At 62.7% G+C, this 26,080-nt stretch carries 22 protein-coding genes and 2 pseudogenes; 14 read left to right on the top strand and 10 right to left on the bottom strand.

The features are described 5' to 3' along the window. Nucleotides 1-131 precede the first annotated feature (131 nt). From AB4Z44_RS08935 to AB4Z44_RS08915, 5 genes and pseudogenes are all read left to right on the top strand, one after another. Nucleotides 132-569 (top strand): GFA family protein, encoded by a 438-nt coding sequence (locus AB4Z44_RS08935; protein ID WP_404713690.1) that lies wholly within the window; start codon nucleotides 132-134, stop codon nucleotides 567-569. A 131-nt stretch (nucleotides 570-700) separates the two neighbouring features. After that, entirely contained in the window at nucleotides 701-1,603 is a 903-nt protein-coding gene (locus tag AB4Z44_RS08930) for a CPBP family intramembrane glutamic endopeptidase (protein ID WP_404713689.1), read from the top strand. A gap of 242 nt (nucleotides 1,604-1,845) precedes the next feature. Further along, nucleotides 1,846-1,953 (top strand): annotated as a pseudogene (locus AB4Z44_RS08925) (hypothetical protein); the annotation flags it as partial. A gap of 6 nt (nucleotides 1,954-1,959) precedes the next feature. Further along, on the top strand, nucleotides 1,960-2,454 hold the full coding sequence (locus AB4Z44_RS08920) for a TetR family transcriptional regulator C-terminal domain-containing protein (protein ID WP_404714200.1): 495 nt from the start codon (nucleotides 1,960-1,962) through the stop codon (nucleotides 2,452-2,454). A gap of 18 nt (nucleotides 2,455-2,472) precedes the next feature. Next, nucleotides 2,473-2,922, top strand: a complete 450-nt coding sequence (locus tag AB4Z44_RS08915) for a DUF6010 family protein (RefSeq protein ID WP_404713688.1) — start codon at nucleotides 2,473-2,475, stop codon at nucleotides 2,920-2,922. 70 nt (nucleotides 2,923-2,992) lie between these two features. Here AB4Z44_RS08915 and AB4Z44_RS08910 read toward each other — a convergent pair whose 3' ends face one another. Continuing rightward, a complete protein-coding gene (locus AB4Z44_RS08910; RefSeq protein WP_404713687.1) occupies nucleotides 2,993-3,724 on the bottom strand; it encodes an SDR family NAD(P)-dependent oxidoreductase in 732 nt (243 codons plus the stop codon). Nucleotides 3,725-3,806: 82 nt separating this feature from the next. On the opposite strand from AB4Z44_RS08910, the gene AB4Z44_RS08905 reads away from it, so the two are divergent. Next, entirely contained in the window at nucleotides 3,807-4,205 is a 399-nt protein-coding gene (locus AB4Z44_RS08905) for a winged helix-turn-helix transcriptional regulator (RefSeq protein ID WP_404713686.1), read from the top strand. A 101-nt stretch (nucleotides 4,206-4,306) separates the two neighbouring features. Here the strand turns inward: AB4Z44_RS08905 and AB4Z44_RS08900 are convergent, their stop codons facing one another. The 3 genes from AB4Z44_RS08900 to AB4Z44_RS08890 form a co-directional block, all read right to left on the bottom strand. Further along, nucleotides 4,307-5,782 (bottom strand): MBL fold metallo-hydrolase, encoded by a 1,476-nt coding sequence (locus AB4Z44_RS08900; protein WP_404713685.1) that lies wholly within the window; start codon nucleotides 5,780-5,782, stop codon nucleotides 4,307-4,309. A gap of 323 nt (nucleotides 5,783-6,105) precedes the next feature. After that, entirely contained in the window at nucleotides 6,106-7,914 is a 1,809-nt protein-coding gene (locus AB4Z44_RS08895) for a M3 family oligoendopeptidase (protein ID WP_404713684.1), read from the bottom strand. 184 nt (nucleotides 7,915-8,098) lie between these two features. Further along, nucleotides 8,099-9,028, bottom strand: coding sequence for a LysR family transcriptional regulator (locus tag AB4Z44_RS08890; protein ID WP_404713683.1), 930 nt, complete (start codon nucleotides 9,026-9,028; stop codon nucleotides 8,099-8,101). Between the two features lie 162 nt (nucleotides 9,029-9,190). On the opposite strand from AB4Z44_RS08890, the gene AB4Z44_RS08885 reads away from it, so the two are divergent. From AB4Z44_RS08885 to AB4Z44_RS08870, 4 genes are all read left to right on the top strand, one after another. Further along, entirely contained in the window at nucleotides 9,191-9,664 is a 474-nt protein-coding gene (locus AB4Z44_RS08885) for an SDR family NAD(P)-dependent oxidoreductase (RefSeq protein ID WP_404713682.1), read from the top strand. Then, on the top strand, nucleotides 9,661-9,879 hold the full coding sequence (locus AB4Z44_RS08880) for a hypothetical protein (protein WP_404713681.1): 219 nt from the start codon (nucleotides 9,661-9,663) through the stop codon (nucleotides 9,877-9,879). Before AB4Z44_RS08885 ends, AB4Z44_RS08880 begins: the two co-directional genes overlap by 4 nt. Nucleotides 9,880-9,919: 40 nt before the next feature. Beyond that, nucleotides 9,920-11,035: a hypothetical protein gene (locus tag AB4Z44_RS08875; RefSeq protein WP_404713680.1), complete on the top strand. Its 1,116-nt coding sequence runs from the start codon at nucleotides 9,920-9,922 to the stop codon at nucleotides 11,033-11,035. 292 nt (nucleotides 11,036-11,327) lie between these two features. Then, on the top strand, nucleotides 11,328-12,224 hold the full coding sequence (locus tag AB4Z44_RS08870) for a hypothetical protein (RefSeq protein ID WP_404713679.1): 897 nt from the start codon (nucleotides 11,328-11,330) through the stop codon (nucleotides 12,222-12,224). Between the two features lie 37 nt (nucleotides 12,225-12,261). Here the strand turns inward: AB4Z44_RS08870 and AB4Z44_RS08865 are convergent, their stop codons facing one another. The 3 genes and pseudogenes from AB4Z44_RS08865 to AB4Z44_RS08855 all read right to left on the bottom strand — a co-directional run bounded on the left by AB4Z44_RS08865 (nucleotide 12,262) and on the right by AB4Z44_RS08855 (nucleotide 15,140). Next, nucleotides 12,262-12,849 (bottom strand): TetR/AcrR family transcriptional regulator, encoded by a 588-nt coding sequence (locus tag AB4Z44_RS08865; RefSeq protein ID WP_404713678.1) that lies wholly within the window; start codon nucleotides 12,847-12,849, stop codon nucleotides 12,262-12,264. An 859-nt stretch (nucleotides 12,850-13,708) separates the two neighbouring features. Beyond that, nucleotides 13,709-14,413: pseudogene (locus AB4Z44_RS08860) on the bottom strand (type IV secretory system conjugative DNA transfer family protein); the annotation flags it as partial. Between the two features lie 415 nt (nucleotides 14,414-14,828). Continuing rightward, a complete protein-coding gene (locus AB4Z44_RS08855) occupies nucleotides 14,829-15,140 on the bottom strand; it encodes an ArsR/SmtB family transcription factor (protein WP_404714199.1) in 312 nt (103 codons plus the stop codon). Nucleotides 15,141-15,268: 128 nt separating this feature from the next. Here AB4Z44_RS08855 and AB4Z44_RS08850 point away from each other — a divergent pair, with 128 nt between their 5' ends. Then, nucleotides 15,269-16,003, top strand: a complete 735-nt coding sequence (locus tag AB4Z44_RS08850) for an SDR family oxidoreductase (protein WP_404713677.1) — start codon at nucleotides 15,269-15,271, stop codon at nucleotides 16,001-16,003. Between the two features lie 219 nt (nucleotides 16,004-16,222). Here AB4Z44_RS08850 and AB4Z44_RS08845 read toward each other — a convergent pair whose 3' ends face one another. Then, nucleotides 16,223-16,891 carry a glutathione S-transferase family protein gene (locus AB4Z44_RS08845; RefSeq protein ID WP_404713676.1) on the bottom strand — a complete coding sequence of 223 codons (669 nt, stop codon included), beginning with the start codon at nucleotides 16,889-16,891 and terminating at the stop codon, nucleotides 16,223-16,225. 116 nt (nucleotides 16,892-17,007) lie between these two features. Here AB4Z44_RS08845 and AB4Z44_RS08840 point away from each other — a divergent pair, with 116 nt between their 5' ends. Continuing rightward, nucleotides 17,008-17,904: a LysR family transcriptional regulator gene (locus tag AB4Z44_RS08840; RefSeq protein WP_404713675.1), complete on the top strand. Its 897-nt coding sequence runs from the start codon at nucleotides 17,008-17,010 to the stop codon at nucleotides 17,902-17,904. A 1,367-nt stretch (nucleotides 17,905-19,271) separates the two neighbouring features. Here AB4Z44_RS08840 and AB4Z44_RS08835 read toward each other — a convergent pair. Further along, nucleotides 19,272-20,645 carry an MFS transporter gene (locus AB4Z44_RS08835; protein WP_404713674.1) on the bottom strand — a complete coding sequence of 458 codons (1,374 nt, stop codon included), beginning with the start codon at nucleotides 20,643-20,645 and terminating at the stop codon, nucleotides 19,272-19,274. 8 nt (nucleotides 20,646-20,653) lie between these two features. Next, nucleotides 20,654-21,814: an SMP-30/gluconolactonase/LRE family protein gene (locus AB4Z44_RS08830; protein ID WP_404713673.1), complete on the bottom strand. Its 1,161-nt coding sequence runs from the start codon at nucleotides 21,812-21,814 to the stop codon at nucleotides 20,654-20,656. A 310-nt stretch (nucleotides 21,815-22,124) separates the two neighbouring features. On the opposite strand from AB4Z44_RS08830, the gene AB4Z44_RS08825 reads away from it, so the two are divergent. Next, nucleotides 22,125-24,791: a TonB-dependent receptor gene (locus AB4Z44_RS08825; protein WP_404713672.1), complete on the top strand. Its 2,667-nt coding sequence runs from the start codon at nucleotides 22,125-22,127 to the stop codon at nucleotides 24,789-24,791. Between the two features lie 103 nt (nucleotides 24,792-24,894). Further along, nucleotides 24,895-26,049 carry an SMP-30/gluconolactonase/LRE family protein gene (locus AB4Z44_RS08820; protein ID WP_404713671.1) on the top strand — a complete coding sequence of 385 codons (1,155 nt, stop codon included), beginning with the start codon at nucleotides 24,895-24,897 and terminating at the stop codon, nucleotides 26,047-26,049. The last annotated feature ends 31 nt before the right edge of the window (nucleotides 26,050-26,080 follow it).

Here is a 26,080-nt window from a genome sequence, read left to right as displayed (position 1 = left end):
CTCCATAACGTCGCCAATTCATCGACTCTGCCCCGTGGTTTCAGCGGGTGCACATGACCCAGAAAATGCGAGACCTTCCTGAAACCGCCTCCTAGACGTTGCCGTCCGATAATTCAGTTCAAGGAATAACCATGCCCATCACGGGAAGCTGCCGCTGTGGAGCGGTGAAATACGAGCTGTCGGTGGAAGGCCTCCCGCTCACCTACGCATGCCACTGTCTTGACTGCCAGACGTGGAGCGGGAGCGCCTTCGCTCTCCACGCGTTGCTCCCGGAATCGCTTGTGAAATTGAGCGGAAACGCGTCGGAATTCGAACTCGAGAACGTCGAGAGCATGGCTTCCCAGCACATTGTCTGTGCGACCTGTTCAACCCGCATCGCCAACCGCAACGCCGCGGTCCCGAACATGATCATCCTTCGTGCCGGCACCCTTACGCGAAGCGATGAACTCGTCCCCGCCATACATATTTGGACCAAACGCAAGCAGTCATGGATCAAGCTTCCGGAGTCCGTTCGGACCTTCGATGAGACGCCTAGCCCTCAGGAGTTCGGCGCTGCCCTGCAGGGGTGAAACCTCTGCGGTCAGCATGCCGCCGCTTATGTACGGCGACATCTGAGTTACCCGGCCGCGTAGACGCAAGGCCAGCAATCACCTTCGCTTCGTGGATCGCGAACGCCCCGTTGATAAGAGAGTGTCCGGAAATGCGCTGGCTTCCCTTCGGTGATAGCGAACACCCGTCGCGTCGCTGGCTCGCCCTGCTGTTTCTCGTGGCTGCGTTCTTCGTCTTCGATCCTATCGCGCGGGCTGTTCACCGTCCGATCGTCGATATGTTCGCCCTTCCGATGATCGTGAAAGGTGAAATGGCACTGCCGCGTTACGCGATACTGATGATCATCCGGGTTGTCCTCGATTTCCTGGTCGTAATGGGCGTCTACGCAACGCTCGGGCGCCGCTTAGCCGGCTTCCCCCTTGTCGGTCCCAAGCCGATGCGATTTGCGCTTATCGGATTGGCGACGGGATTGCTCGTGATGACCGTCGCCATCGTGGCGATTATCGCGACGGGGAATGCCAATGCCGCCCCGGCCAGCCAAACCCCCGGGTCAGCGATCCTGCATGGCGCCGGATGGATGTTGTTCGATTTCATCGGCGCGGCCGGCGAGGAATTGTACGGGCGCGTGGCGATCCTGCTGGTCGCCGAGCGCTTTGTCGGCTGGCGCGGAGCGACCATCGTTTCCGGCCTCGTCTTCCTCATCCCGCACCTCGGCAACCCCGGTGCGGACTGGGTGTGGCTGCTACGCCTCTTCGTGCAGGGCGTTCTGCTCGCCTACGCGGTCTATCGCACCGGGTCGTTCTGGTGGAGTACCGGCTATCACACGGGTTGGAACTGGGCGAGCGCTCCACTGTTCGGGGCGGCAGGCAGCGGCTATCTTGATCAGGGGCATTTGTTCGACTTCTCGCCGAACGGGCCTAACTGGATTACCGGTGGAACGGTCGGCCCGGAGGGAAGCTTGCTCGCGTTTGCCGCGATGCTCTGCGCTTTCGGACTACTGCTCGCAGTGACGCGGAAGCCTTCGCCGCCGTACGGTGATGCAGAGCATCCCTAGAATAGCGTGGCAGAGCGAAGCCGCTCGCGGCTTCGAATATCTAAAGATCGGCGTTCGCTGAAGCAGCGGCCAACGCGCTCGCATGACAGAGCGCGCCGATCTGCTGTTCGACATAGCCGGAACATGGCCGGCCGAGCGTTGGTTCGCACATCGAGCCTTGGTCAAATCCTTCAGTACGATTGGCCGTGTAGTGAAAGGCAATATGGGTTGCGAAAAAGCACGACCGTTCGTACTACTCTTATGTGACACAAACTCGTTCAGCAACGCGTGCCAGGATTCTCGACCGGGGGGTCGATCTGCTTAGCCAGGTCGGGTTTACCGGGATCACTATTGGCGGACTTGCTGAAGCAATGGGCATGTCCAAGAGCGGTCTGTTCGCGCATTTTCGGTCGAAAGACGCGGTGCAGCTGGCGTTGCTTGAGCAGGCTGTTTCGCTTGCCCAGGCCAATGTCGTGGCGCCAGCGATGGAGGCCGATGCCGGGCTGCCGCGGCTCCGCGCGCTCGTTGAGAATTGGCTAGGCTGGACTGCGCGCGCGGGGCTTCGCGGTGGATGTCCGGTTGCGGCTGGCATCTTCGAACTCGATGACGTCGCCGGCGCAACGCGCACGGCGCTGGTGACGATCGAGGCGAGCTGGCGGGCGATCCTTGCCGAGCGGACGCTCGAGGCAATCGCACTTGGTGAGCTCGATGCGCAGCTCGACGTCGAACAATTTGTCTGGGAGCTTTGCGGAATTTATCTCAGCCACCATGCTTCTGCGCGCTTTCTGCGCGATCCGCTCGCTGACCGCCGCGCGGTGACGGCGCTTGACGCCCTGCTCGATCGCGCCGCGCTGCGGACTCCGCGACCCTAAACCGCAAGAGGATATGCAATGCCCCTCGCTACCCCGACGCCGATCACAGTTCCGGGCGTCATCGCGCCGATCGTGATCGCCTTTATCTTCATCGCGCTCTGTTCCCTCCTGCGCGAACCGACGCGACAGAAGTTCAGCGCGGTCTTCGTCGCCGGGGCGGGCGCCGCCTATTTCAGTGGAGGCTTTGGGCCGTGGGAAATTGCCTTCTGCGCCGTGATCACCCTTTTGGCGTATCGCGGACTAACTGATTATCGCGCGATCGGCGTAGCTTGGCTGCTGCATAGCGGTTGGGACATCGCACACGATCTCTATGGTAATCCGATCATCCCCTTCGCGCCGGAATTGTCGTTCGGCTGCTTTGTCTGCGACCCGGTTATGGCCATCTGGTACCTCGTTGGAGCGCCCGATGTGTGGCGCAGATTTCGTCGAGTCCCGCAGGTAATGACGACGGCCGGCGATAAGCTCTAATCTGAGCCGCGCGTTCGCCGCCTCGGCGGACGCGTTCGAGACGCGCACCGCCCGCAAGAGGTAACGACGTTCAGACCTGCCGCATGCCCCCGTCGACACACAATTCCACGCCGGCAATGTAGCTCGCCTCGTCGCTGAGGAGAAAGAGGGCGGCTGCGGCGACCTCCGCCGGGCGCGCCATCCGACCAAGCGGGATAGGCGCGATCAAGGCCGCCCGCACGGCCTCCGGCACGCGCGCCATCATCGCGGTGTCGGTCGGCCCGGGCGCGACGACGTTGACGCGGATGCCGCGCGGCGCGAGTTCCGCGGTCCAGGTGCGCGCATACGAACGAAGGGCGGCCTTGGTCGCGGCGTAGGTGCCGTAGGAAGCGATCCCCGCAGAGCCCGCGATCGATCCGACGAGAACCACGGAAGCCCCATCGACCATCACCCGCAGCGCTGCCTGCAATCCAAATACCGAACCCCGGACGTTCACGCCGAAGAGACGGTCGAAATGCTCGGGCGTCTCACCGACCAGCGTGGCGGCATCACCGACCCCCGCGTTGAGCACCAGCGCATCGATCCGCCCGTACGCATCTTCTACCGTGGCTACCACCCTTGCCATGTCCTCCGGCAAGCTGGCGTCGGCGACGAGCCCGCGCGCACCCGCGCCGATCTTCTCGGCCGCCTGTTCGACCTCCTCGGCGCTCCGTCCGGTCAGGAACACCCGCGCACCTTCCGCCGTCAGCCGCTCTGCGATCGCAAAGCCGATACCCTTTGCACCGCCCACGACCAGCGCCACTTTGTCCGTCATCCGAGTCATCTGTGAAATCCTTTATCGATGAGGACAAGACAGATATACCATGGATACCTGATAACAAGAACGCACCTTGGATAGCCTAGATATGGCGGACGATACCGATCTCGAGTTCCTGTCACTGCGCGCGCAGTCCGACGTGGCCCTCATACGCCCAGTGCTGGACAAGATCGCTGACAAGTGGACGATCATGATCCTCACAGTATTGTGCCCGAAGCCATCGCGGTTCAACGAGATCAAGCGACGGCTCAACGGCATCACGCACAAGGCTCTGGCCGATGCGCTCAAACGCCTGGAGCGCAACGGCCTGGTCACCCGCACCGTCCTGCCGACCGCGCCGATCGGCGTACAATATGCGATCACGCCTTTGGGGCATTCGCTTCGTCAGCCGTTCGAGGCTCTTTGCGCCTGGTCGCTCGCACATGCCGCGGCGATCGATGAAGCCGGTTTTGCCTATGATCGCGCGAAGGCAGCCGATCAGGCGTAGGATTTAAGCGTTCCATCGGATTGGACGTGCCGACCCCAGTCCGGCGCTCGCCGAACCGTACACACTCCGGACTGGCGATCCCGGCGGTGGAGAGATTGCGGTTATTTCGATTGATAGGGCCCGAATTTCTTTATCACCTCACGTCGCCCATTTTTGTCGTCGAGCACGAACACCTCATATTGGTCCCCACCCGGGGCGACGCGCACAACGACGTGACCGCCATAGCTCTTGTAGATGCTGTCCATGATCGGGCCGATCTCAGCGCGCGTCTCTGCCGCCATGCCGATCGAGAAGACGTCCCGCTGACCAGGATACAGGGCCTTTGAAGCCATCCTGTTCACGGCTTCCTTCCCGGGCATGGTCGAAAGCCAATTCTCCTCAACCATTACACGCGGCGCGAGGTTGCGCAGGATGTTCTCGTTGACGGCGTCGCTCTTGCCGTGCTGGTCCAGCAGCATCACATCGACCGGCCCGACCACGGCCGATACCGGCGTCTCCACGTCGCGCCAGGATGAATCCCCTTCGTCGGGCACACCGGGAATGTCCCCGCCCGAATAATATCTGAACCTGCCATAGGTGAAGGTCAGCACGGTGCTGTACGGATTCTCGTCGAAGTCGCAGGCGGTTTCGGCGCCCTTCGGGATATAATATCGGGTCTCATCGCGCGCGCCCGTCCAGATGATCCCGTTCGACGCGATATTGCGAATGTGGAAGTTGGCGAACGCGGCGGGTTGCTCAAGCCTGATCTGGTCAAGGGCGCCAGGCTTCAGTCCGACCACCGCTTGGCCGTGCTTTAGCCGATAATCCGCAAAGTTGAGATAATTTGCGAGCGACAGGCCGTTCGAGCCGAGCGGGCCGCCGGGGGCGGCGCACTTACGCAAGTCGACCGGATAATCATATGTCGGCGCAACGCGATCGACGAGCGTGGTGACGGGGATCAGTTCAGCGAGTTCGGCGATCCCCGTCAGCCGGTAGGCGCCGGTCGGAGACATCGGCCTGTCCGGCGTTATCGTGCCCATATGGTCGCCGTGGAAGTGGGTGATCAGGGCATAGTCGAGCTTAACCGGGCGACCAGCGGGCGCGAACTGGCGGATATAGTCCGCGATCCAGTAGGCCGCGGAATGTCTGCCGTCGGGGACGGGAGGGAAGGCTTTCAAAGGCGGAGCGCTCTCCGCATATTTCGGGTCGGTCTCCCCCGCATCGATCAGCATAGTCGTCCCGTCCGGAAACACGAGATAGTTCGCATTGCCTCGACCGGTGCTGATGTGATGGATGTAGAGATACCCCCTCGACCAGGGAGGAAGACCATTCACTGCGCGGGGCGCAGCAGATGTCGGGGCAGGGGTGCCAGCGGCCAGCAGCAGCGCGGGAATACCGGAGGCGACTAGGCCCGCTCGCCACAGCAGCCCTCCGCACCGATCGCCAAGTCTCTGAACGAGCGCTACGGGCTTATTCATGATGGGCATCCTTGATCTGATGAGGATCCCGCTCGATCGCGCTTCATAGCACACGGCACCTATCGGGATTGCTGCCGTGAAGGACTCTCGCATCCTCGGGCGCGACCGTCCAGCCTCCATATCCCGTGCCGGCTCCGCGGACTGTGCCTGGTCGCCCGCACATGCTGCGGCAATCGGCGAAGCCGGCCTTGCCTATAATCGGGTAAAGGTTGCCGACTAAGCCTGCTCTCTCGCCGGTTCGGAAACAGCTCCTGTGTTATCGCCGTCACTCGTGGGACGATGGACGATACTGCTCGATGAATCGCGTCCAGATAGACCCGACAGGTGCCGTCGTGGAGAGATGCAGATCCAACTGTCAGAGAAGGCCAACAAGACACCGACCGCAAATGGCTCCAGTGTCTCGGCGATTGTCGATCGCGTACCCACTAGCGGGTGGCAGTGCTCTATTCGGCTCCGATCGCATGCTCGAGCTGATCGAGCAAAGCCTCGAAGCGGCGCATCAGTGCACGATAGGGCTCGGGCGACGCGAGATCCACGCCAGCGTTCAGAACAAGATTGTACGCATAATCTGAGCCGCCGGCAGCCAACATGTTCAGGTAGCGCGTGCGTACGCCGGCGTCGCCGGCACGGATGGCTTCTGCAAAATATGACGATGCGGCGATCGCTGTCGCATATTGGAATGAATAATAACTGGTGTAGAATTGAGGAATGAAGGACCATTCCATGGCATAGAGTGGGTCAATCTCCATGACCGGCGCGTGATAGTCCTTTAGCAGCTTGAAATAGATTTCCGACATCGCGGTGCCCGACATCGGCGCGCCATTAGCGGCCTGCATATGCACCGCGTGCTCGAATTCGCTCAGCATCGGCTCTCGAAAGATGTTCAGACGAAGCAACTCGAGCAATTGGCCGATATAGAACAGCTTTTCTTGTTTGCCGACGGCGGTGTCCATGAGATGGTGGGCGAGCAGCTGTTCGTTGCAGGTTGACGCGATTTCCGCGACGAAGGTTTCATAATGCGCTGTCTCGAACGGTTGCTTGGAGTTAGTGAGCACGCTGTGCATCGCGTGCCCCCATTCGTGGACATAATTGGTCAGGCCCTGATAGTCTGAAGTGTAGTTCAGCAAGATGTAGGGATGAACATCATACGCATCAGGGTTCGTGAAGCTGCCGGCATATTTACCAGGACGCGGCGCAAAATCGACCCAACGGGCGCCGCTCGCGGCTGACAGCCTGGCACCATAATCCCGGCCGAGTGGTCGTACGCTGTCGATCATGACCGCACGTGCGGCCTCGTGCGAGAAAGTACGGGTGGTGCGGCCGAGTGGGGCGTACATATCGTAGTAATGGAGATCCGGCAGGCGCAGCGCCCGCTGGCGAAGCCGCAGATAGCGTTGCAGCAACGGGATGCCGGCACGCGCTTCTGCGATCATCGTCGTAAAGACCGGACGAGGTGTATCGCCCGTCGCAAGTGCTGCGTCCAGCGCGTCGTCATAGTGTGCAAGCCGCGCCAGCACGGTGTCGCCCGCCGCCTGGGTCGCGAAGACCGACCCCAAGGTGTTCTGGTAGGCGCCGTAGCTGCCCCAGAACGCGTCGAAGACGCGCTTGCGGTCCCCCCGGTCGGCGACGGCGCGCGCACCGGTGTAGCCGGCATCATCGAGCCGCACCGCCTCTCCCGTCGACAGGCGGATCGTCGGATGAGGCATGTCCGCGCCCAGCAGCTGATTGTAGATGGTCTGGGGGCCACCGAAGAGCTGGGATCCCGAAGCCAGCGCCGCGACCTCGTCTGCAGGCAGCGCGTGGGGCGCCAACCTGAGCACATCGTACAATCGGTGTCGGAAGGGTGACAGCGTAGGGTCAGCCGCTAGCCAGGCGTCGATCTTGGCGAGGCCAAGCATTCGGATCGCCGGATCCAGCCACGCTGTCGAAGCGGCCAGTGCGCCCGCAAGCGTGTCGGCGCGGGTTCGGCGCTGCTGCGCCGCACCATCACGCAGATCGGAGCTCGCCGACAGCCGCGCGTATGTCGAGAGCCGCATCGATTGGCGCTGCGCGAGCGAGATTGCGGTCAGCGCCGCGCCGAACTGCTGAGCGCTTTGGGCAAATCCCTTTTTAAAGGCGTCAAGTTTTGGAACTTGCGTCTCGGCCGCAGCCATCGATGCAGCCCAGGCGCTCTCGCTCGCGTACAGATCGCGCAAGTCCCATTCCTGCGGCAGCGGATCCGCAGCGAAGCTCGGCCTCGCGATCAGCGTCATAGCTGAAACGGACATTCCGGTTAGCGCTTCGCGTCAATTCATACGCACTCCTTAGCGAGGTAGCTGTACCGCGCCACCAACCCGCGTTGAACGACCCAACGGCCAAGGCGATATGCAGCAGCTGAATTGCTCAGCTGGCGCTTTGTCGTTCGGCGGTCTCGCGGAGTTTCAGTATCGACGATCGTTATCGTTGTTGGTGCGCCTTCCGGCATACCGCGCCGACCGTTTCGCGAAGCCAGCGATGCGCCGGATCGGCGTCCAACCGGGGATGCCACATCGCCGAGATCACGATTTCCGGTGTTCGCACCGGAAGCTCGAAGCTCTGAAGTCCGACTGTGTCTGCCAGGTCGCTTTCGAAGCTAATGCCGAAGCACGACCGCGGCACAAGCCCGACCAAATCCGTCTGACGAGCGATCCGCATGGCGTCGGGAAATCCCGGCACGACACACGTCACGATGCGGCTTAGGCCAAGCTCTTCAAGGGCGTTATCGACAGGTCCGGTAAACTCACCTCTCCGCGACGCAACAACATGATTGCACGCCGCATATCGTTCGATCGTGATGGCGGGATCCGCAAGAAGCGGATGGCCGATCCGGGCCACGCCGACAAAATTGTCCCGAAACAAGGCCTGTGTGCGCACCTCGGGCGCGAAGGCGCCGAGCACCCCGACCTCTAAGTCAATCTGCCCCTCCCGCAGCGGGCGCGCGTCCTTTTCGGGTTTGGGCGCGAACCGCAGACGGACACGTGGCGCGGCCGCTGCGACCGCAGCGACCAAAGCGGCGGAAAGACCTGCGACGAACCCTTCGTTGGCCCGAATGGTGAAGGTCCGTTCGAGCATGGCGATCTCCACCTGGCCCACGGGCGGGCGGAGGACCGCGAGGACCTCCCGGCTAAGCGTGTGAACGCGTTCGCCGAGCTCATTGGCGTAGGGCGTCGGTACAAGTCCGCGTCCCGCCCGCACGAGTAGAGGGTCCCCGGTTGCCGAGCGGAGACGCGCCAGCGTCCGGCTCATGGCAGACGGGCTCAGGCCGAGGCGCCGGGCCGCTCCCGTCACGCCGCCCTCAGCAAGCAACGCGTCCAGCGCTAGGAGAAGGTTCAAATCCACGTGATCCATAATCGGACCCTACAGCAATCCGCCGTTTCTGACATGGCGTTCGATGCAACTATACTATGTGTCCCATGCGTCTGCCGGCATGGCCGCCACTCCGCTATCACGGACTTATGAGAACGCTTTCCCTCCACCTGTTTCATGCCCATGCCGCGGAAGGACGTGCCCATGGCTGATATCCTGCTGGTCGGCGCCTCGCGTGGGCTAGGTCTCGCGATGGCTTCCGAATTCGTGAAGAGGGGCTGGAACGTTACCGGCACAGTGCGAAGCGGCGATCGAACCGAGTTGCACGAATTGGCGGACAAGCATCCGGACCGGATTGAGATCGAGTCACTCGACATCACGGTGCCGGATCAGATCACCGCGCTCCGCAAGCGGCTCGCCGGCCGCAGCTTTGATGTCCTTTTCGTCAATGCCGGCATCGCCGACGCCAACCCGAACGAGCCCGCCGGACGCGTGTCCACCGATGCCTTCATTCGTGTGATGGTCACGAACGCGCTCAGTCCGATGCATGTCATCGAAGGCCTGCAGGGGCTCGTGACGGCGGACGGGCTTATCGGTGTCATGTCGTCAGGGCAGGGGAGCCTCGGCAACAACATAAGAGGCGGCAACAACGTCTATCGCGCAGCAAGGCGGCCTTGAACCAGCTCATGCGGTGCCATGCCGCGCGTCATGCCGAAGACGCGCGCGCGTCCGTGTTGATGGCGCCGGGCTGGATCCGCACCGCTTTGGGCGGTCCGAACGCACCTTTCAGTGTCGAAGAAGCCGTGCCGAAGGTGGTCGAGGTTCTGCTCACCCAAAAGGGCAGACCCGGTCTGCAATTTCTCGATCGCGAGGGCCAACCCGTCCCGTGGTGAACCCTCGCCTTTCGTCAACCCGGTTAGATCAGGAACACTCATGCCGACGCAACCCGTTCGAACGGTGCCAAACCCATGGCGGAACGTCCTGCCGGCGGGAGCGCCCGGTTGCTCACAAGGAACGCCCTATTCGTTCTGGGTGAAGCAGGGCGATCCGAAGAAGCTCGCGGTGATCTTCGCCGGCGGCGGCGCATGCTGGACGGGCGAAAACTGTGCCTTGCATTGCCGGCCGCACTACCGGGCGTTCGCCGACCTCGAGCTCGATCCGACCGACTTGGGCGGGATCTTCGACACGGACAATCCCGAAAACCCGCTTGCCGACTACACTTTGGTCTACCTTCCCACCGCAAACGGAGACGTCTTCCTCGGTGACGCGACACCCGTTTACGACACGCCGGCGATGAACGGTCACCCTGAAGGCAAGGCGGCGATCCTGCACAAGGGTTTCGACAATGCGATGCTGGCCCTGGACTGGATGTTCAAAACCTATGCCCAGCCGGACACCGTCGCGGTCATGGGCTGGAGTGCCGGCGCGCTTGCCTCGCCGCTCTTCACGCACATCGTCGCCGGGCAATATCCCGGCGCCCTGGTCACGCACTTCGCCGACGGCGGTGGCGCCTATCACCTGAGTGAGAAGCTCGCCCCACTTTTCAAATCTTGGGGGACGGAAAACGTCCTGAAGCGCGTTGCGGGCTTCGAGGATGTGCCAATCGACGGGCTGACCATCGAGGATCTCTATGTCCGCGCCGCCGAGCTCCATCCCGACATCACATTTCATCAGTACAACGAACGACACGATGCGGTGCAAGCGATGTTCATGCAGCTCATCGGGGACAGGAAGCCCGACGTTCCCTCGAAGCTGGACGAGGCGCACGCCTATATCCGCGCGCGCGTCGCCAATTTCCGCACCTACACGAGCTGGGGGCAGGACGAAGGGATCATCGGCGGTTATTATGACGCCGTTCTGGCAAAGAACGCGCTGGATAACCGCGGGCGTCCGCATGTGTTGGATCGGTTCTACACGCGGCAAGCCAACGGCGTGAGATTTCTCGACTGGTTTACCGCAGCGATAACCGGCAAGCCGGTGGAAGATGTGGCCTGCGTGGACTGTGAAACCCCTGAGTACCATTGGAACCGCCCCGCATTTCCCCAATAAAGCGCCCACAAGGCGTATCATGGTCGTGGCAGGCCGGCGTCAACAAGCGACACAGCGGGCACGTCCCTACAGTGTGGCCGACCCCGTGGCCGGGCGCGCGCGCCTGCGCCATGGGCGGCCTTCCAGGGCAATCGGCTCTTAGATGCACCGATGACTCCTATTGACGGAGTCGCATTCGGCAAATAAGATACTCGTAGGCATCTAATTTGCCATTGATGGTCGTCGCTCACCCGGAGCATCCCTTCTTGGGGCGCTGGCCTCGAGCGTCGCGTCTACCTGCAAGGCCAGAACCATGGATACGCTGCAGTGCTACCGGTTTGTCAGGGATGATTTGAGCTCGCACTGCGGCCAGGTGTCCTGGACCATTGGGGAATGGACCAAGGTAGGCGGCAACATCGCTTGTGGCTCACATGGCCTTCACGCAGCTGTCTCTCCGCGAGCGTCACTTGCGAGAGTTTATGGGCGGCGGTGGTTCGTCGCGGAAGCGCGCGGAGAAATCTCACATGGCGGCAGCGAATTTGCCGCTTCAGATATGCGGCTTGTCGCGGAAATTCCCGAAATCGTTTCGCGACGGTTCGCTATATGGTGCGCTGAAGATTGTCTGGTGTCCTTCGGGGGTAAGCATCCGGAGAACAACCTGCTGGTCGACTGCATAAGGGCCACCGACGCCTATCTCGACGGAAAGGGCGGAGAGGAAACGCTGACCCGCGCGCGAGACGCCGTGAAAGGGACCCTCGGGTCGAGCGCGGCTCGCGGTCCGACCGCCCGCGCTATTGCCGCCGTTCTTGCCGCCGCAACGGCCGCATCTGCGGGGAATGCCGGCGCGTGGACAAGCGCTGCAGCCGCTGCCGGTTACGCTTCGCACCTTTCCAAAGTTGCTCATGCCTCTGTCATTGCGGCCAAGGACGCCCATGAGGGTGCCGACAATGTTGCGAGCCTGGCGAGAGCCGCCGCCGCGACGGAACTAGCCGCCGCGCATGCCCGCCAGGCTGCTGCCGCCGGTGCCACAGCCCATGCAGCTGCCGTCTCTGCGGCTCGGGATGTCCCACTCCCTGATACCGCGGCCGACGCGCTCTATTCAGCCTTCGCCGCCTATACATCAACGCCCCACGACGCCTACTACTCGGTTCAAAACGACAAGCTTTTGGAGTTGATCGCTCAAAACTGCTCTTTAGTTCGGCGAGACTAACGAAATCATATGCCGGCCGGCGCGCTTCAAAGTAGCCTTAGGCCGATTGTCTTTTCTCAACCAGCGGCAAAAAAACCGTATCGACAACCTCTTCGATGCTCTTCTTGGAGGCTGCCTTTCTTGTCGTGATCACTTCATAGCGAAGGAGGTTTAGCGGCAGGGCCAAAATCCGAGGCGTGATCCTGTCTCTATCCAACTCGCCGCGCTGCACGCCCCTGTTCAGAACTCTCTCCAATGCGCCGTCACACGTGTCCTTCATCAACAGATCTCTGACGGTCGCTGCGATCTCCTTGAAATCACTTACGGTGAGAAGGGTCTTCGTCATCGTCGTTGCGCCCCGGTTCGAAAGCTTTTGGAGGAGCGCAATCAATTCGGCCCGCACACTGCCTAAATCGGGCACATCGACTGAGTTGTGCTTGTTATAATTGCGGATGGCGGCAACCGCGAGCTCGGCCCTGTTCGCCCAACGCCGCGCCAAAACAGGACAACTCGTACCGGCCCGCTTGGCTACGCTCTCCATCGTCAGGCCGGCGTAACCATGCTCCAATAGCTCCGCCCAGGTAGCATCGAGGATCGCTGCCTCCAGCGCGCCACCACGGCGCCGGCCCCGTTCGGTCGCACTCACTGCGTGCCCTCATATAAGATGCAAAAATGATTCCTAATTGACGTCATCCTGAAGTGAAATAGAATCTTGCCTGCATCTTATCGTTTGCGAGGAAATATGGCTACCCTCGCAGTCGGCCGATCTTGTGGGGGCTAAAGTTAAGATTCATCTTGAAGCTTTTATGTTCTTTGGCAACCTGCCGAAGCATCCTTGGATTGTTCAATCCTTCCGCATCGCAGAGCGCACGACATGGCCCAGCCCAGGGCGAAACCGACAGGGCCGGGGGACCGTGGATGTCCCGGCGTCACGCCAGCAATAGCGCGCCAAGCAGCAAACCCAGCGCAAACAGGCGAGGTCTCGGCCTTTTCGATAGAGCAGGGGCTCCCTTGTCCGCTCGCTGCGCCGACGCGCGACGGCGCTGAGCTGGGCCTGTCTGTGATCGGATTGGCCGGTCGCTGGGGAGTGTAAGTGGGCGGTGTTTTCCAGAGGGATAGGACTGCAAGGTGGGCGGGGGCCGCCCATCACCTGGCGTTGCCGTCATACGCGATACTGGGCGCTGCCTGGCTTATGGTAGCCGTTTCTTAGGCCCGGGGCACTGCAGCTGAACAGGGCCGACTGAGACCTGAGCAAGACGCCCCTTATTGCGGATCGCTATTACCGAGGATCACAAACGCTATTGGACGCAATGGGTCCTGCTCTGTCACCTTTCTAGAGACGCGGAATACCGCGACATAGCCTAGGGAGAGGCTCTTGGAACGTTTAGCTGTCATGCGACGCATAGGGTCCGGCGCATTCGCTGCCCTGCTCGTTGCCCATGTCGCAGTGGCTCGCGCACAGTCACCGAACGTCAGGATTGTCGGGAATGGTGGCGACTCCACCCGGGATCCACCAGGATGTCGGCGATGTTCTGGACGTCGCGTACCTCGTCGGTGCCGCGGCGGACCTCGAGCAGCGGATTGTAGCGCGCCGAGCGGACGTCGGTGGGATTGAAGAGCAGACAGTGCGAGAAGCGTGATCGCCAGCCGGCCGTCAGCTGCCAGTTCTCGCCCTTGATGTCGTGGATGACCGCCGAGCCCGACCAGCCGAGCAGGGTCGGCACGACCAGGCCGACACCCTTGCCGCTCCGGGTCGGGGCGAACGCCATGATATGCTCGGCGCCGTCGTGACGGAGATACTTGGCGCCGGAGCGACCGAGGAAGACGCCGGCGTCGTTGAACAGCCCGGCGCGGCCCATATCTCGGGCCGATGCCCAGCGCGCGGAGCCGTAGGTAGTAATGTTCGTTCGCTGGCGGGCGCGCCACAGCGAGCCGAAGACCGCCGCACCGCAACCTACGAAACCGCTGGCGCCGGCGATAATACCGGCCTCGTTGAAGACCTTCGGCGCATAGGCATCGAAGCGAAACCACCAGCCGAACAGCGCCCACGGATAATAGATCCGACGGCCGAATGCGGCGAACCAGGGCGCGCCCAGCTCGGGCTGATATGCGAGGGCGGCCGCTGCCCATTGGGTGGCGAACCAGACGCCAGCGATCACGATCGCGATCACGATCAGCATCTGTCCGATGAGCAGTTTGGTGGGTGTCATACGGGCCTCCGCCTGCATGCGACTCAGACGCGCGGGCCGGCGCTAAATTCCCTGATAACGTTCCGCCCGGTCAGAGCTTGTCTGGTGTCGGCCGATGCCTCTGGGGGGACGAGCGCGCCGCAGCGATTTCTACATTCGGTTGGCTGATGAATCGCTGCCAACTTCGGGTGAGCGTCGACGGAAGCGAGCGGCCTTTCGGCCAGCGATCCAGGCGGAAAGACCCAGAAGCCGAGTTTTAGGCCAAGGTTTCGTTTCCCTGTTGCTGACGTTCGTCAGTTTCGGACGTGGAAATGCGGGTCAGCGGAGCTACGGTTAGGTCGCCCTCGCTGGACGGCCTGCGCGACCTCCTTGCGGCACCGAAATGGCGGCCCAGCAGCACCGGCATGCCGAAGATCGTCCCAATGCCGCGATCAGGTCAGACAGGTCGATTGGCGAGCACTGCGTCGAGCAGCCCGGGAAAGCGCCGGTCAAAATCGGAGCGTCGCAGCGTGTTGATCATCTCGCGCCCGGCCTGGGTCGTCTCGATCAGCCCCGCGGCGCGCAGCAGCTTGAGGTGGTTGGACAGCGTGCTCTTGGGGATGGCTTCACACGGCGCGGCGTCGGTGCAGCTCAGCCGCTCGGTCGCGGCCAAACGCGCCACCATGCCCAGCCGATTGGGATCGGCCAGCGCGTGGAGCGCCAGATCGAGCGGAACGTCCTCCAGCCTGGGATGGGTAAAGCGGGGCATCAGCCAGATATAGGACATCAGGATAAATTTAATAGTTCGGGAATGTTGAACTATGGAAACGATGCCCCATTTTCCGCCCTGCCGACAGCGCACGACAGCGTGATCGCGGGCCAAATTTGGAGAACCCCATGTCACTTCAGGGCAAGAAGGCACTCGTCACTGGTGGGTCGCGCGGCATTGGTGCGGCGATCGCCAAGCGACTGGCCGCTGACGGAGCGTCAGTCGCGATAACCTACGCCGGTAACAAGGCGGCGGCCGACGCCACCGTAGCGGCGATCGAAAGCGCGGGCGGCACCGCCTTCGCGTTCCAGGCTGACGCCGCCGATCCTGCGTCGCAGCGCGCGGGCGTCGAGCAGGCGGCGGCAGCGCTGGGCGCAATCGACATCCTCGTTCACAATGCCGGGGTCGCCGAATTCTCCGCGGTCGCCGACGACACGGACGAGACCTATGACCGCCAGTTCGGCATCAACGTCAAGGGATTGCACGTCGGCACCCGCGCGGCGCTGCCCCACCTGACCGACGGCGGGCGGATCATCCTGATCGGCAGCGTCTCGGGCGAACTCGCCTTCCCCGCAACCGCGGTTTACAGCGCGACGAAGGCAGCGGTTGCGGCGCTGGCGCGCGGCTGGGCGAAGGACCTCGCGCCGCGCAACATCTTGGTCAACACGGTGCAGCCAGGACCAATCGACACCGACCTGAATCCCGCCGATAGCGAGTTTGCCAAACAGATGACCGCGTTCGTCCCGCTCGGCCGTTACGGCAAAGTGGAGGAGATATCGGGCGCGGTCTCGTTCCTCGCCGGACCTGATGCGAGCTACATCACGGGAACTACGCTTAACATCGATGGAGGCGCGGCGGCTTAAGAATGGCGATCGGCCCCTCGCCAAACTTGGAGGGGCCGATGACTACCGCGCGCGCAGGGGGAGGAGACCCAATGCCGGCCATTCATGACCAGATTGCCGCTTTCTCATACCGGACGATCGTTCATCTTCGAGATGTAGGATCAGCTACCAACCTACTTTTTGTGCAGCAGTAGCAAAAGCATGGCGCCGGTCGTCTCCAAGGACGCCGGCGCCACGCTGTCAAAGCTTAACGCCGGCCGCCGCCAGCGCACCGTCGATGCGCTTGTCGACCTCGCGCTTCGTCGCCGCCCAACCTGCAACCTCGGAAAGTAGGCGCTGCTGCCAAGCAACCAAGTTTGGGAAGTCGTTAAGCGGGATCTTGGTCCGCTCGTTCTGCGAGAATGGTCCGGCGATGTCGAAGTCGGCCAGTGTCAGCCGGTCACCCACGATGTAGTCGTGCTTGGCGAGATGGGCGTCGAGCACTGCGGCGGCGGCGCGGATCTTGTCGGCCGCCAGTTTCACGATGGTCTCGTCCGCAGACTGGCCTATGAACTTCTTGCCGAGCACCTCGTCGAAGGTGAGTGTAGCAAAGATGCGCCACTGCTCACCCGACCAAAACATCCACTGCAGGACCTGAAACCGCTCCTCGGTGGTGCGGCCCGCCAAGTCGCTGCCCGCCTTCTCGGCGAGGTAGAGATTGATGGCCGCGGACTCGTAGAGGACGAAGTCACCGTCCACCATCACGGGGGACAGACCATGGGGGTTCAGCTCTAGAAACTCGGGCGTGTGACTCTCGCCCTTGAAAAGATCGATGTTCACGATCTCGATGTCGATGCCCATCGCGGCCGCGGCTGCGGTGACGCGGCGGCGGCTGCCCGAACCGGGGTCGCCGTAAATCTTGATAGCCACTGCAGGGAACGCCTTCTCTTCGATGGTTTGGGAATGGGTACCGTGACCCGGAAAATAGGTCTTCAGCGCGAAGCAGTGTATCCAGTCAAACCGAACAACATTTATCCGAGATTCAAATGAGTGATCGCTGGCAAGAGATGACCGTTTTCGTCCGCGTCGCCGACAGCGGCAGCCTCTCGCGCGCCGCGCGCGAACTGAAACTATCGCAGCCCTCTGTATCGCGGATCGTCGGTATGCTGGAGGCGCGGCTCGGCACGACGCTGCTGCTGCGCACCACCCGCAGTCTTTCTCTGACCGACGCCGGCGCACTTTATCTGGAGCGCGCCAGACGCCTTCTCGCCGAGATGGAAGAGGCCGAGCAGGCGACGCGAGGCTTGGATTCACTTCACGGCGTCATCCGGCTCGCAATACCACTCATGTACGGCACGCGCGCGATCATCCCGGCGCTAGCGCCGTTTCTGGCCCGCCATCCCAACCTGAAAGTCGAGCTGGCCATGAGTGACGCGCGCCAGAACCTCATCGCGGACGGCGTCGACCTCGCCATCCGCATTAACGTAGGGCCTTTGGACGACTCCACCTTCGGCGCGCGTAAACTCGCACTGGTCGAGCGATTGGTGATCGCGGCGCCTGCTTACCTCGCCGCCCACGGCACGCCTGCTCAGCCGGCGGACTTGGTCGGCCACGACTGTATCCTTCAGCATGGCTCGTTCGGGAGCGAGAGTTGGCGTTTCCGGCACAACAAGATCGTCACCTCGGTCGATGTGCATGCGAGGCTTTGGATCAACTCGGCCCCGGGTGTCTTGGCGGCCACAGTTGCCGGCCTCGGCCTGTCCCTGGGCACCCGCGTCATGGCAGGAGAGGAACTGCGCTGCGGCCAGCTCATACAACTGCTCGAAGACTACCAGCTCGACCCGGCTGAGGTATTTGCGGTCTTCCCGGCCGGCCCGAGGCCTTCCGCGAAGGTGCGAGCGATTGTGGAACACCTCGCAGCATCGCTCGGCGCTGCAGCTTGAGCAGCACTGCAGGGCGTCGAGACCCAATCCCAGCCGCTCGCGGCCTCTTCTCGTCCCCGTTGTTTCAGCCATTGGTTCATCTCGCCTGAGGCCCACGCGGTTGCTGCTGATTTGCGTGGACAATGACGCAGTTTGGAGACTTTCCGACCGGCAGCTTTCGGGCGGCCGGAAGCGGATAGCTGCCGCTGGCTGTACCGCAAACGATCCCTTTGCGGGAAAGCCACGTTGGCGGTAAACGGCTGTTGGAGGCCGACATGCGCGGGCGTTTATTTCTCGGGCTATTTGCCGTTGGAATTGTTTGCTCCTCGGGTCTTGCGGCCCCCCTCATCAGCGAGGGTACGGCCCGCCAAGAGGTGCTAGTCCTTGCTCGCCAGAGGCTGAACCATTCAGCCAATCCCAACAAATCCGACGCGAACGTCAGGTTGGATCGTGCGGACCACGCCAGCTTTTTCTTCGTCGCTCACGCCACTCGCCCCTGCCTCCCCGGCCAAGATGTTTGCTCAAGCCTGCTGGGGCACTTTCGGGTGGATCGCCAAGGTGGCGCAATCTTTGACGAGGATGCTGCACCACAGAACGACCGTTCAGCCCCCACCTTCATTGCACACCACACCATGCCACCTCGGTAACGCGGACCATTCCCGATTTGGACGGTCCAGCAAGACAGCCAAAGTAGTATCGGTCTCTCGATGCCCTCCGGTAGGCCGTTTTCCCAAAACCTGTTCCCGACTGCGTTTTCCGGACACGGTCCATTGAACATGGAGATACGGGACTGTGCGCGTCTCGGGATGCCGCGCCAGCATGTCGAATGACCGGAATGGTCGGCTGCTGACTGGCCGCTTTTGGCGTTACGGTTAAGGTAAGCTGCCGTTCGTCCCTCACCGCTGCGATGACCCACTTCAGGCCGCTCAGCGCTGCTCACCGGCCACCCGAAACCGGGCATTCGTTCATTTGGGCTGCGCGAGCGCTTCGGCGAGGCCGCCGGTCGCTCGAAGCGATAGTCTCCGGGACTTTCCCGGTTATCTGCTACCGGGCAGCGAAAGCCCCGAGCCGACGTCAACCCTACGTCGCATTTCGCTATCCAGGCTAGCTGCCGCCACGCGGCTTTCGGGTGTTAATGCCTTTTGTCTCAATGGCCTCCCGGATCGAGCTGAAAACGGAAGGACGTCAGACTGCGGAGGCGATGTGCGCGATCAGCGGCGGCACCATCTCCTCCGCGAGCGCGAGGTCGGGGAGCAGCAAGGCGCCGAAGAGGTCGAGATCGGCTCTCATGGGAGTGCTTTGATCTTGCGCGGGGGCGTGGACCGGATCGTCGTCGCGCGCAAGATTGGATCGGACGTCACGTCCGCACCGACCTGAGGATCGCGGGCCTACGTTCGGTGCGCCCCTCCAGAGGCCCGAGCCACGACGTGGCGATCGATGATAAGGCTCGCCACCGCGATGATGAGCGACCCCGCTGCGAGAACGATGAAGAAGATGAGGCTGCTGCCGTGCCCCAGATCCAGCAGGGTCCCGCCAAGGCCGCTCGCGAGGATCGCGCCTATCCGCCCGACGAACACCCCAAAGCCGATCCCCGAGGATCGGCACGATTGCGGGTAGCCCAGGGTGATGATGACATAGTGGGTCGCGATAGCGCAGCTGAACGTCGCCGCGGCGAGACCGATCAGGACCACGATGATCGCAGCGGCCTGGGCGTCGAGGGCGCCGGCCGTCTGCTCGACTACGCTGGCTAGCGTCACGAGGATGAGCAGGAGAACGCCGCTCGCCACCAACAGCACCTGGCGCGAACCGAAAGCGCGAACCAAAACGCCTGTGGCCACGGAGCCGATGATCGCCGCGACGCCTGCGACCGACACGGCATAGCTCGCCGAGGGCAGCGACATGCCTTTGGCGGTCAGCAGCGACGTCGACCAGTTGAGGATTGCATAGGCGACGAGCGTTGCCGACCCGAAACCGAGCGCTACGCCGAGGTTGAGCCGGAAGTTGCTCGCGTCGAACACGCCGACGGGATCGTCGTGACGGGCTATCTCGGCTCGCCGCGCGCTGGCAAGGATCGCCGGGCTGCCCAGGATGCGCTGGGCGAGACGATCGGCCTCCGCCGTGCGGCCAGTGGCGAGGAGAAATGCCGGGCTGTCGCGCAATAGCAGCAGCACGATCAGCACCAGGAGGAGAGTGGAGGCTCCGAAGAGGACGAACGTGCCCCGCCAGCCATGGCCGGCGAGCAAGAACGGCACAAGCGCCCCGGCGATCGCGCCACCGGCGGGAGTGCCAACGGACAAGCTGGTGATCGCCAACGGCCGCCAGCGCTCCGGCAGCCATTCGCTGGTCATCGCAAGGGCATTGGAAAAGGCCGCGCCGAAACCAAGGCCCCCGAGGAAGCGCCACGCCGCCATGGGCCATATCCCGTTCGACAGGCTGGCTGCGATTGTCGCGAGACCGAAGGAGAGCGCCGCGAGCGCCAGAGAATAGCGCCGGCCGATCCGGTCGCCCAGCCAACCTCCGAACCAGGCGCCGACGCCCATGCCGATCAGCGCGGCGCTCATGGCGATGCCGAATCTGCTCTTGTCGACGCCGAAATCCTTGATGACAAGCGGGGCCACCAATCCGAGCAGCTGCATATCGACGCCGTCGCACATCAGCAGAACCAGGCAAATGGCGGCGGTCGCGAGCTGGAATGCGCCGACCGGCCGACGCGTGAGCGCCTCGTCGAAGGGCGTGGTCATGCGCGTCTCGATCATCGCCATGGCCCGCGTCAGCTCGCCGGCCCCTCGAGAGCGCCGGGCTTTTTCAGCTTGATCGCGTAGATGTCATCGCAGGCCGTGATGTAGAGCGTCCTGGCGTCGTCCCCGCCGAAGGCGAGCGCCGAGGCGCAGATCGCCCGTTGCGGCTCCCGGTCGCCGTTGGTCGGCATGTGCAGCAGGCCGAGCAGCTTGCCGCTGGGCGCGGTGATGCGGATGATCCCCGGCATCGGGCCGGTCGACCAGACATTACCTTCTGGATCCGTCTTCATCCCGTCGCCGATGCCCGGTCCTTCGGTGAAGACGTCTCCCTTGCCGACCGTCCCGTCCGCCAGGACCGGATAGCGCATCATGCGCGGGTGCTCGGTCATGGTGCCGGCCGATAGATAGAGATATTTGTCGTCGGGCGAGAGCGCGATACCATTGGGCTCCGAGCCGAGTTCGTCGCGGCTGACCACCTTGATCACTTTGCCGTCCTTGATCAGCCAGACCGAATTGGGCTGTTCGGCGAGGCTGCCGTTGATGCCGCCGCGTAGGCCGACGTCGGAGTCGGTCAGGTAGATGGCGCCGTTCTTCGCGATTGCCACGTCATTGGGTCCGTTGAACCGTTTGCCGTCGCCGCGATCCGCGAGAACCGTGACCCGCCCATCTTTCTCCATCCGCTTGACCGCGCGGTCCTGTCCCGCGCACCAGACCAGCCGGCCCTGCGGATCGATCCCTGTGCAATTTGGGCCGATCAAGATCATGTGGATGCGGCCGATATAGGCAAGCTTGCCGTCGTGTAGAAAATCGTCGCCGCTGTAGCCCGCCTTATCCATGAACAGGGTGACCTTGCCCTGCGGCGTCACCTTGTAGAGCGCATTGCCGATGATGCTGCTGATGAGGAGGTAACCGGGCACCGCGCCGGTTTTCCGCACCCAAACCGGCCCGTCGCTGAAGCCGAACCCCGACGCCACGGTCTCCAACGTCGCGCCCGGAGCGACGAGCGTATCGAAGGCGGGATCCGCCTTCTCAACGCGAAAGCGTTGAGGTCCCGGCGGCGCGCCCGTCGATTGCGCAGCCAGAGGCGGGCCGGCCAAGAGCAACATGGCGAACAGAGCGCCGGCATCGCGGCAGAGCCGATCCAGCAGCCGACTCGGGCCGAGCCCGGCGCGACGCTTTGCAATGGTCCGCATCTTTTCTTTCATCCTCTCTCTTAGCGGGCGCGACACCTCGATCCTTGTCGATCGCCAAACCGCCGATCCTGGTGATTGCCGCAGGATACAAGCCTATTCCGGCAGCCCCCTAGTTATCACGTTAATTGTCTCACGGAGACTTGGCAAGCGCCGGCGGCAAGAGGGCTGCTCCGTCTCCGCGCCGTTCGGATACTCGGCGCATAATCCCCTCTTTGCCTAGTGTTTCGCTGCATCGCATCACGATAACACCAAGCGGTCACGGGGCGTAAAAGATCGAATTGCCGCCCTGGGGCGGCTCTCTTAAGCCGGATTGACAGCGTCGAATCGCCTAATTAAGTTTAACATGTTATCCATTGGAGTGCCTCTCATTCGACGCGCTCGAAAGGTGGAGAACAATCAACGAGCGAGCGCCAGCACGGCTGCCGCACCGAACAGGGAGAGGGCGATGAGGGACGGAAGGCTCTGCCGAATTGATCTGCAGAAATGGCTGCTGGGCGGCGCATCTTTTGGTGTCATGGCGGCGCTTTCGAGCGCAGCTCTGGCACAGACGCCGCCGCAGTTGCCGCCCCAGAGCGCCGGCTCGGTTCCGGCGGAGCAGAGCCCGGAAGCCACGCAAGGCGCCCAGTCCGCTACGCCCGCGGCGCCGGCCGCCGACGGTTTCGGGGACATCGTGGTGACGGCGCGCTATGTGCGCGAGGACATCCAGAGGACGCCGATGGCGATCTCCGCGCAGTCCAACGAACAGCTCGAGGCGGCGCACGTCACCAATGTCGGCAATCTCGGTGCGGTCATCCCCAATCTCTACAGCCACCCGCCGCTGGCTCAGGCGAGCGGCCCGGTCATTTCGATGCGCGGCGTGCTGCAGGATCAGGACAGCTTCGCCCGTGCACCCGCCGTGGCGCTCTATGTCGACGATGTCTATCACGCCACCGTCGTCGGCTCCGGCTTCGATCTCACTGACGTCGACCATATCGAAGTGCTGCGCGGTCCGCAGAGCACGCTCTCCGGCAATGCGAGCATCGGCGGCGCGATCAAAATCTACACCAAGGATCCGGTCGGTGACGGCTCAGGGGACGCTTCGCTGCAATATGGCTCGCGCAACCTGATGAAGGCGACCGGCGCGATCGACCTGGGCCTCACCGACACGCTGGCCGTCCGTGTTTCCGGGCACATCCAGAAGCAGGATGGCTATGTGAACATGCTGGACTTCACCTGCGAGATGCACAAGCTTGGCACACCCGGTCTTGCAGGCTCCTTCCCGGCGCAACCCGATGCGGCATCGCGCGGCTGCAAGGTCGGTGAGCTGGGTGGCGGCACGCAGGGCGGCGGGCAGGTCAAGCTCCGCTGGCGCCCGACCAGCGACATCGACCTGCTGATCACCGCTGCCTATGACAAAGCGGATATGCAGGAGACGCCGGAACTTCTGGTGCAGGCGGTGAATCCGAACCCGAACCCCAGCACGCTGATCGAACCGTATAATCAGCAGATGATGGCGCAATATGGCATCCGCTTCGACAGCCGCTTCCTGGCACCTCCTGGCCAGCCATATTCGGTCTATTCGAGTTTCTGCCGTCCGCAGTTCAACGCCGTGTTGCAGGCGGCGCCCTATGCGGCATCGCCGTCCGGCTTCTGCTACCCGCGCAACAAGGAGGCAGAGAACACGACTATCTCGGGTCGCCTGAAGTGGAGGCTCTCCGACGACATCAACATGACCGCGATCGCCTCATGGTCGAAGTTCCGCAACAACTTTACGCAAAACGGCGAAGAGTCGCCACTCGGCTATGTGCTCTCGCACTTCGATCAGTATGTGACCCAGAAAACTGGCGAACTACGCTTTGACGGCAAGCTCTTCGACAATAAGCTCGACTGGGTCGTCGGTGGCTATATCCTTCGCTACAATGCGATCAAGGCCGGCTTCATCGGCTATGTGGTCGATAATTTCACGCAAAACGATCTTGCGCATATCGAGTCGCAGTCCGGCTTCGTCCATCTCGATTTCCACGCGACGGACCGGTGGCGCATTTCCGGCGGCGGCCGCTATACCGACGGCAGCATCCGCTATTCACTCGACCACCCGCCGCTCATCACCGTGCCCTTCCCGTTCACCGGGACCTATGGCCGCTGGGACTGGCTGATCTCGACCGACTATCAGATTACCAACAGCATCCTCGCCTATGCGTCCGCTGCGACGGGATCGCGCCCCGCCGGCGTCACCGACATCATCATCACGCCGCAGCAGCTCACCTCGACTCCGGGTGAGGACCTCATTTCCTATGAGGTTGGCGTGAAGAGCGACCTCATCGACCATCATCTGCGCGTAAATCTCGCCGGATTTCTGACCGACTATAAGTCGATCCTGGCGGCGCAGGGCGGTGTGCAGTGCCTGGGGCAGCTTCCTGCTGCCACCTGGCATCCCGCAGCCGCGGATTGCACGAGCCTCTACCCGAGCAATCCGGGCAATGTGCCCTGGTTCATTTCGACGGGCACGCCCGCGACGATCAAGGGCTTCGAGTGGGATATCTCGGCGCTGCCCGTCGATCGCCTGCGCATCGACTGGTCGGGCGGCTACAATCATTTCACGTCGCGCGTCCACACACCGGGTCTGCCGGGCTACATCGCGCCGGGCAATGTTCGGGTGCCCGAGTGGAACATGCATGCCGCGATCCGCTACGACATCGACACGAAGATCGGCAAGTTCACGCCGCGGGTCGACTGGAGCTGGCAATCGGAGCAAGACTTCGACACCGAGTCCGGCGCGCATGCCGCCCGTCCGCAATACATCATTCATCCCTATTCGCTGTTCAATGCCGGCATCGAATTTGAGACCATGGACAGGAAGTGGTCGGCCACCTTCAACGTCGCGAACCTGGCCAACAAATTTTATTATTATCAACTGTTCGACGGCACCCAGCTCGCCATTTCGAGCCCGGTGGGGCCGCCGCGCGAATTCTCGCTGACGGTCCGCCGTCACTTCTAAGACCCGGGCATTCCCACTGGCCGGCGATGCCATGATCCCTGGATTGGCATCGCCGGCATTTCATTGAGACGATCGGCGGCACGGAATGGAGAGGATATCGGCTATGCGCATCGCGCGATCTCTGCTGGCGGTCGTGGTGACCGCTGGCGCATCGGCGGCTTTTGCCCAGACCGGACCACTCCCCGAACCCGGCTCCATCATCCGGCCCCCCGCTCTGCCTCAGGCGCAAATGCGCGGCGACGGTCCGCCGCCTGCCGCAACCCAGTTCGCGCTCCAGGCTGACGATCCGAGCTTCTGGAGCCTGATTTCGCCCAAAGCGCAGCTCGTCGAGCTGGCGCGCGGCTTTGGCCTCAACGAGGGGCCAGTCTGGATGCCCGATGGCGGTCAGGGCTATGTGCTGGTCAGCGGCCTCCTCGACAACGTCATCTACAAGGTCACGCCCGACAAGACCGTCTCGGTGTTCATGGACTTCGCGGGCTACACCGGCACCGATCCCGAGCATAGCGGTGCGCAGACCCGCTCGGGCCGCAGCCACGTGCTGCTGATCGGCCCCTCCTGCACCGGCCGCGATCCGCAGGGGCGGCTCGTCTGGTGCGCCGACAACGACCGAATGGTCATGCGCCTGGAGAAGGACGGCACGCGACGGGTGCTCTCGGCCGGTTATCAGGGCAAACGCTTCAGCGGGCCCAATGACATTTCGGTCGCCCCCAACGGCGCCATCTATCTCGCGGACAATGATTTCGGCCTGCGCGATGCGGGCAAGAGCAACGACAAGCAGATGAGCGGCGGCGTCTTCCTGATCAAGGACGGCGTCACGACCAAGCTGATCGACGCGGCCGATCTCGGCGGAATTGCGAATGGCATCACCCTCTCGCCCGACGGCAAGATGCTCTACGTCTCGGCGGGGTTCAGCCGCATGCTGCGCTACCCGGTGAAGGACGACGGCACGCTGGGGAGCGGTGCCGAGTTCACCACCGGCCCCGGCATGGGGGACGGCATGAAGACGGACCTTGCCGGGAATATTTATTCGACCAATGGCGGCGGTCCTGGCATGGTTCGGGTGACCAATCCCGCGGGCAAGCAGATCGGAACGATCAATCTTCCGGTCTATGGCGGGGAACCCAAGCGGCAGATCTGCGCCACCAACGTCGCCTTCGGCGGCCCGGACGGGAAGACGCTGTTCATCACCGCCTGCGACGCCGTCTTCTCCCTGCGCATGTACGTCGCAGGACTAACTCCGGCACAGCTCAAGCCCTGAACTCAAATCCTCTCCCTCGCGGAAGGGGATA

This window comes from Sphingomonas sp. MMS24-J13, from assembly GCF_044905095.1.
Classification (GTDB): Bacteria; Pseudomonadota; Alphaproteobacteria; order Sphingomonadales; family Sphingomonadaceae; genus Sphingomonas_I.
Note: the sequence above shows the minus strand (reverse complement) of the source record. Positions and strands in the feature narration are given on the sequence as shown.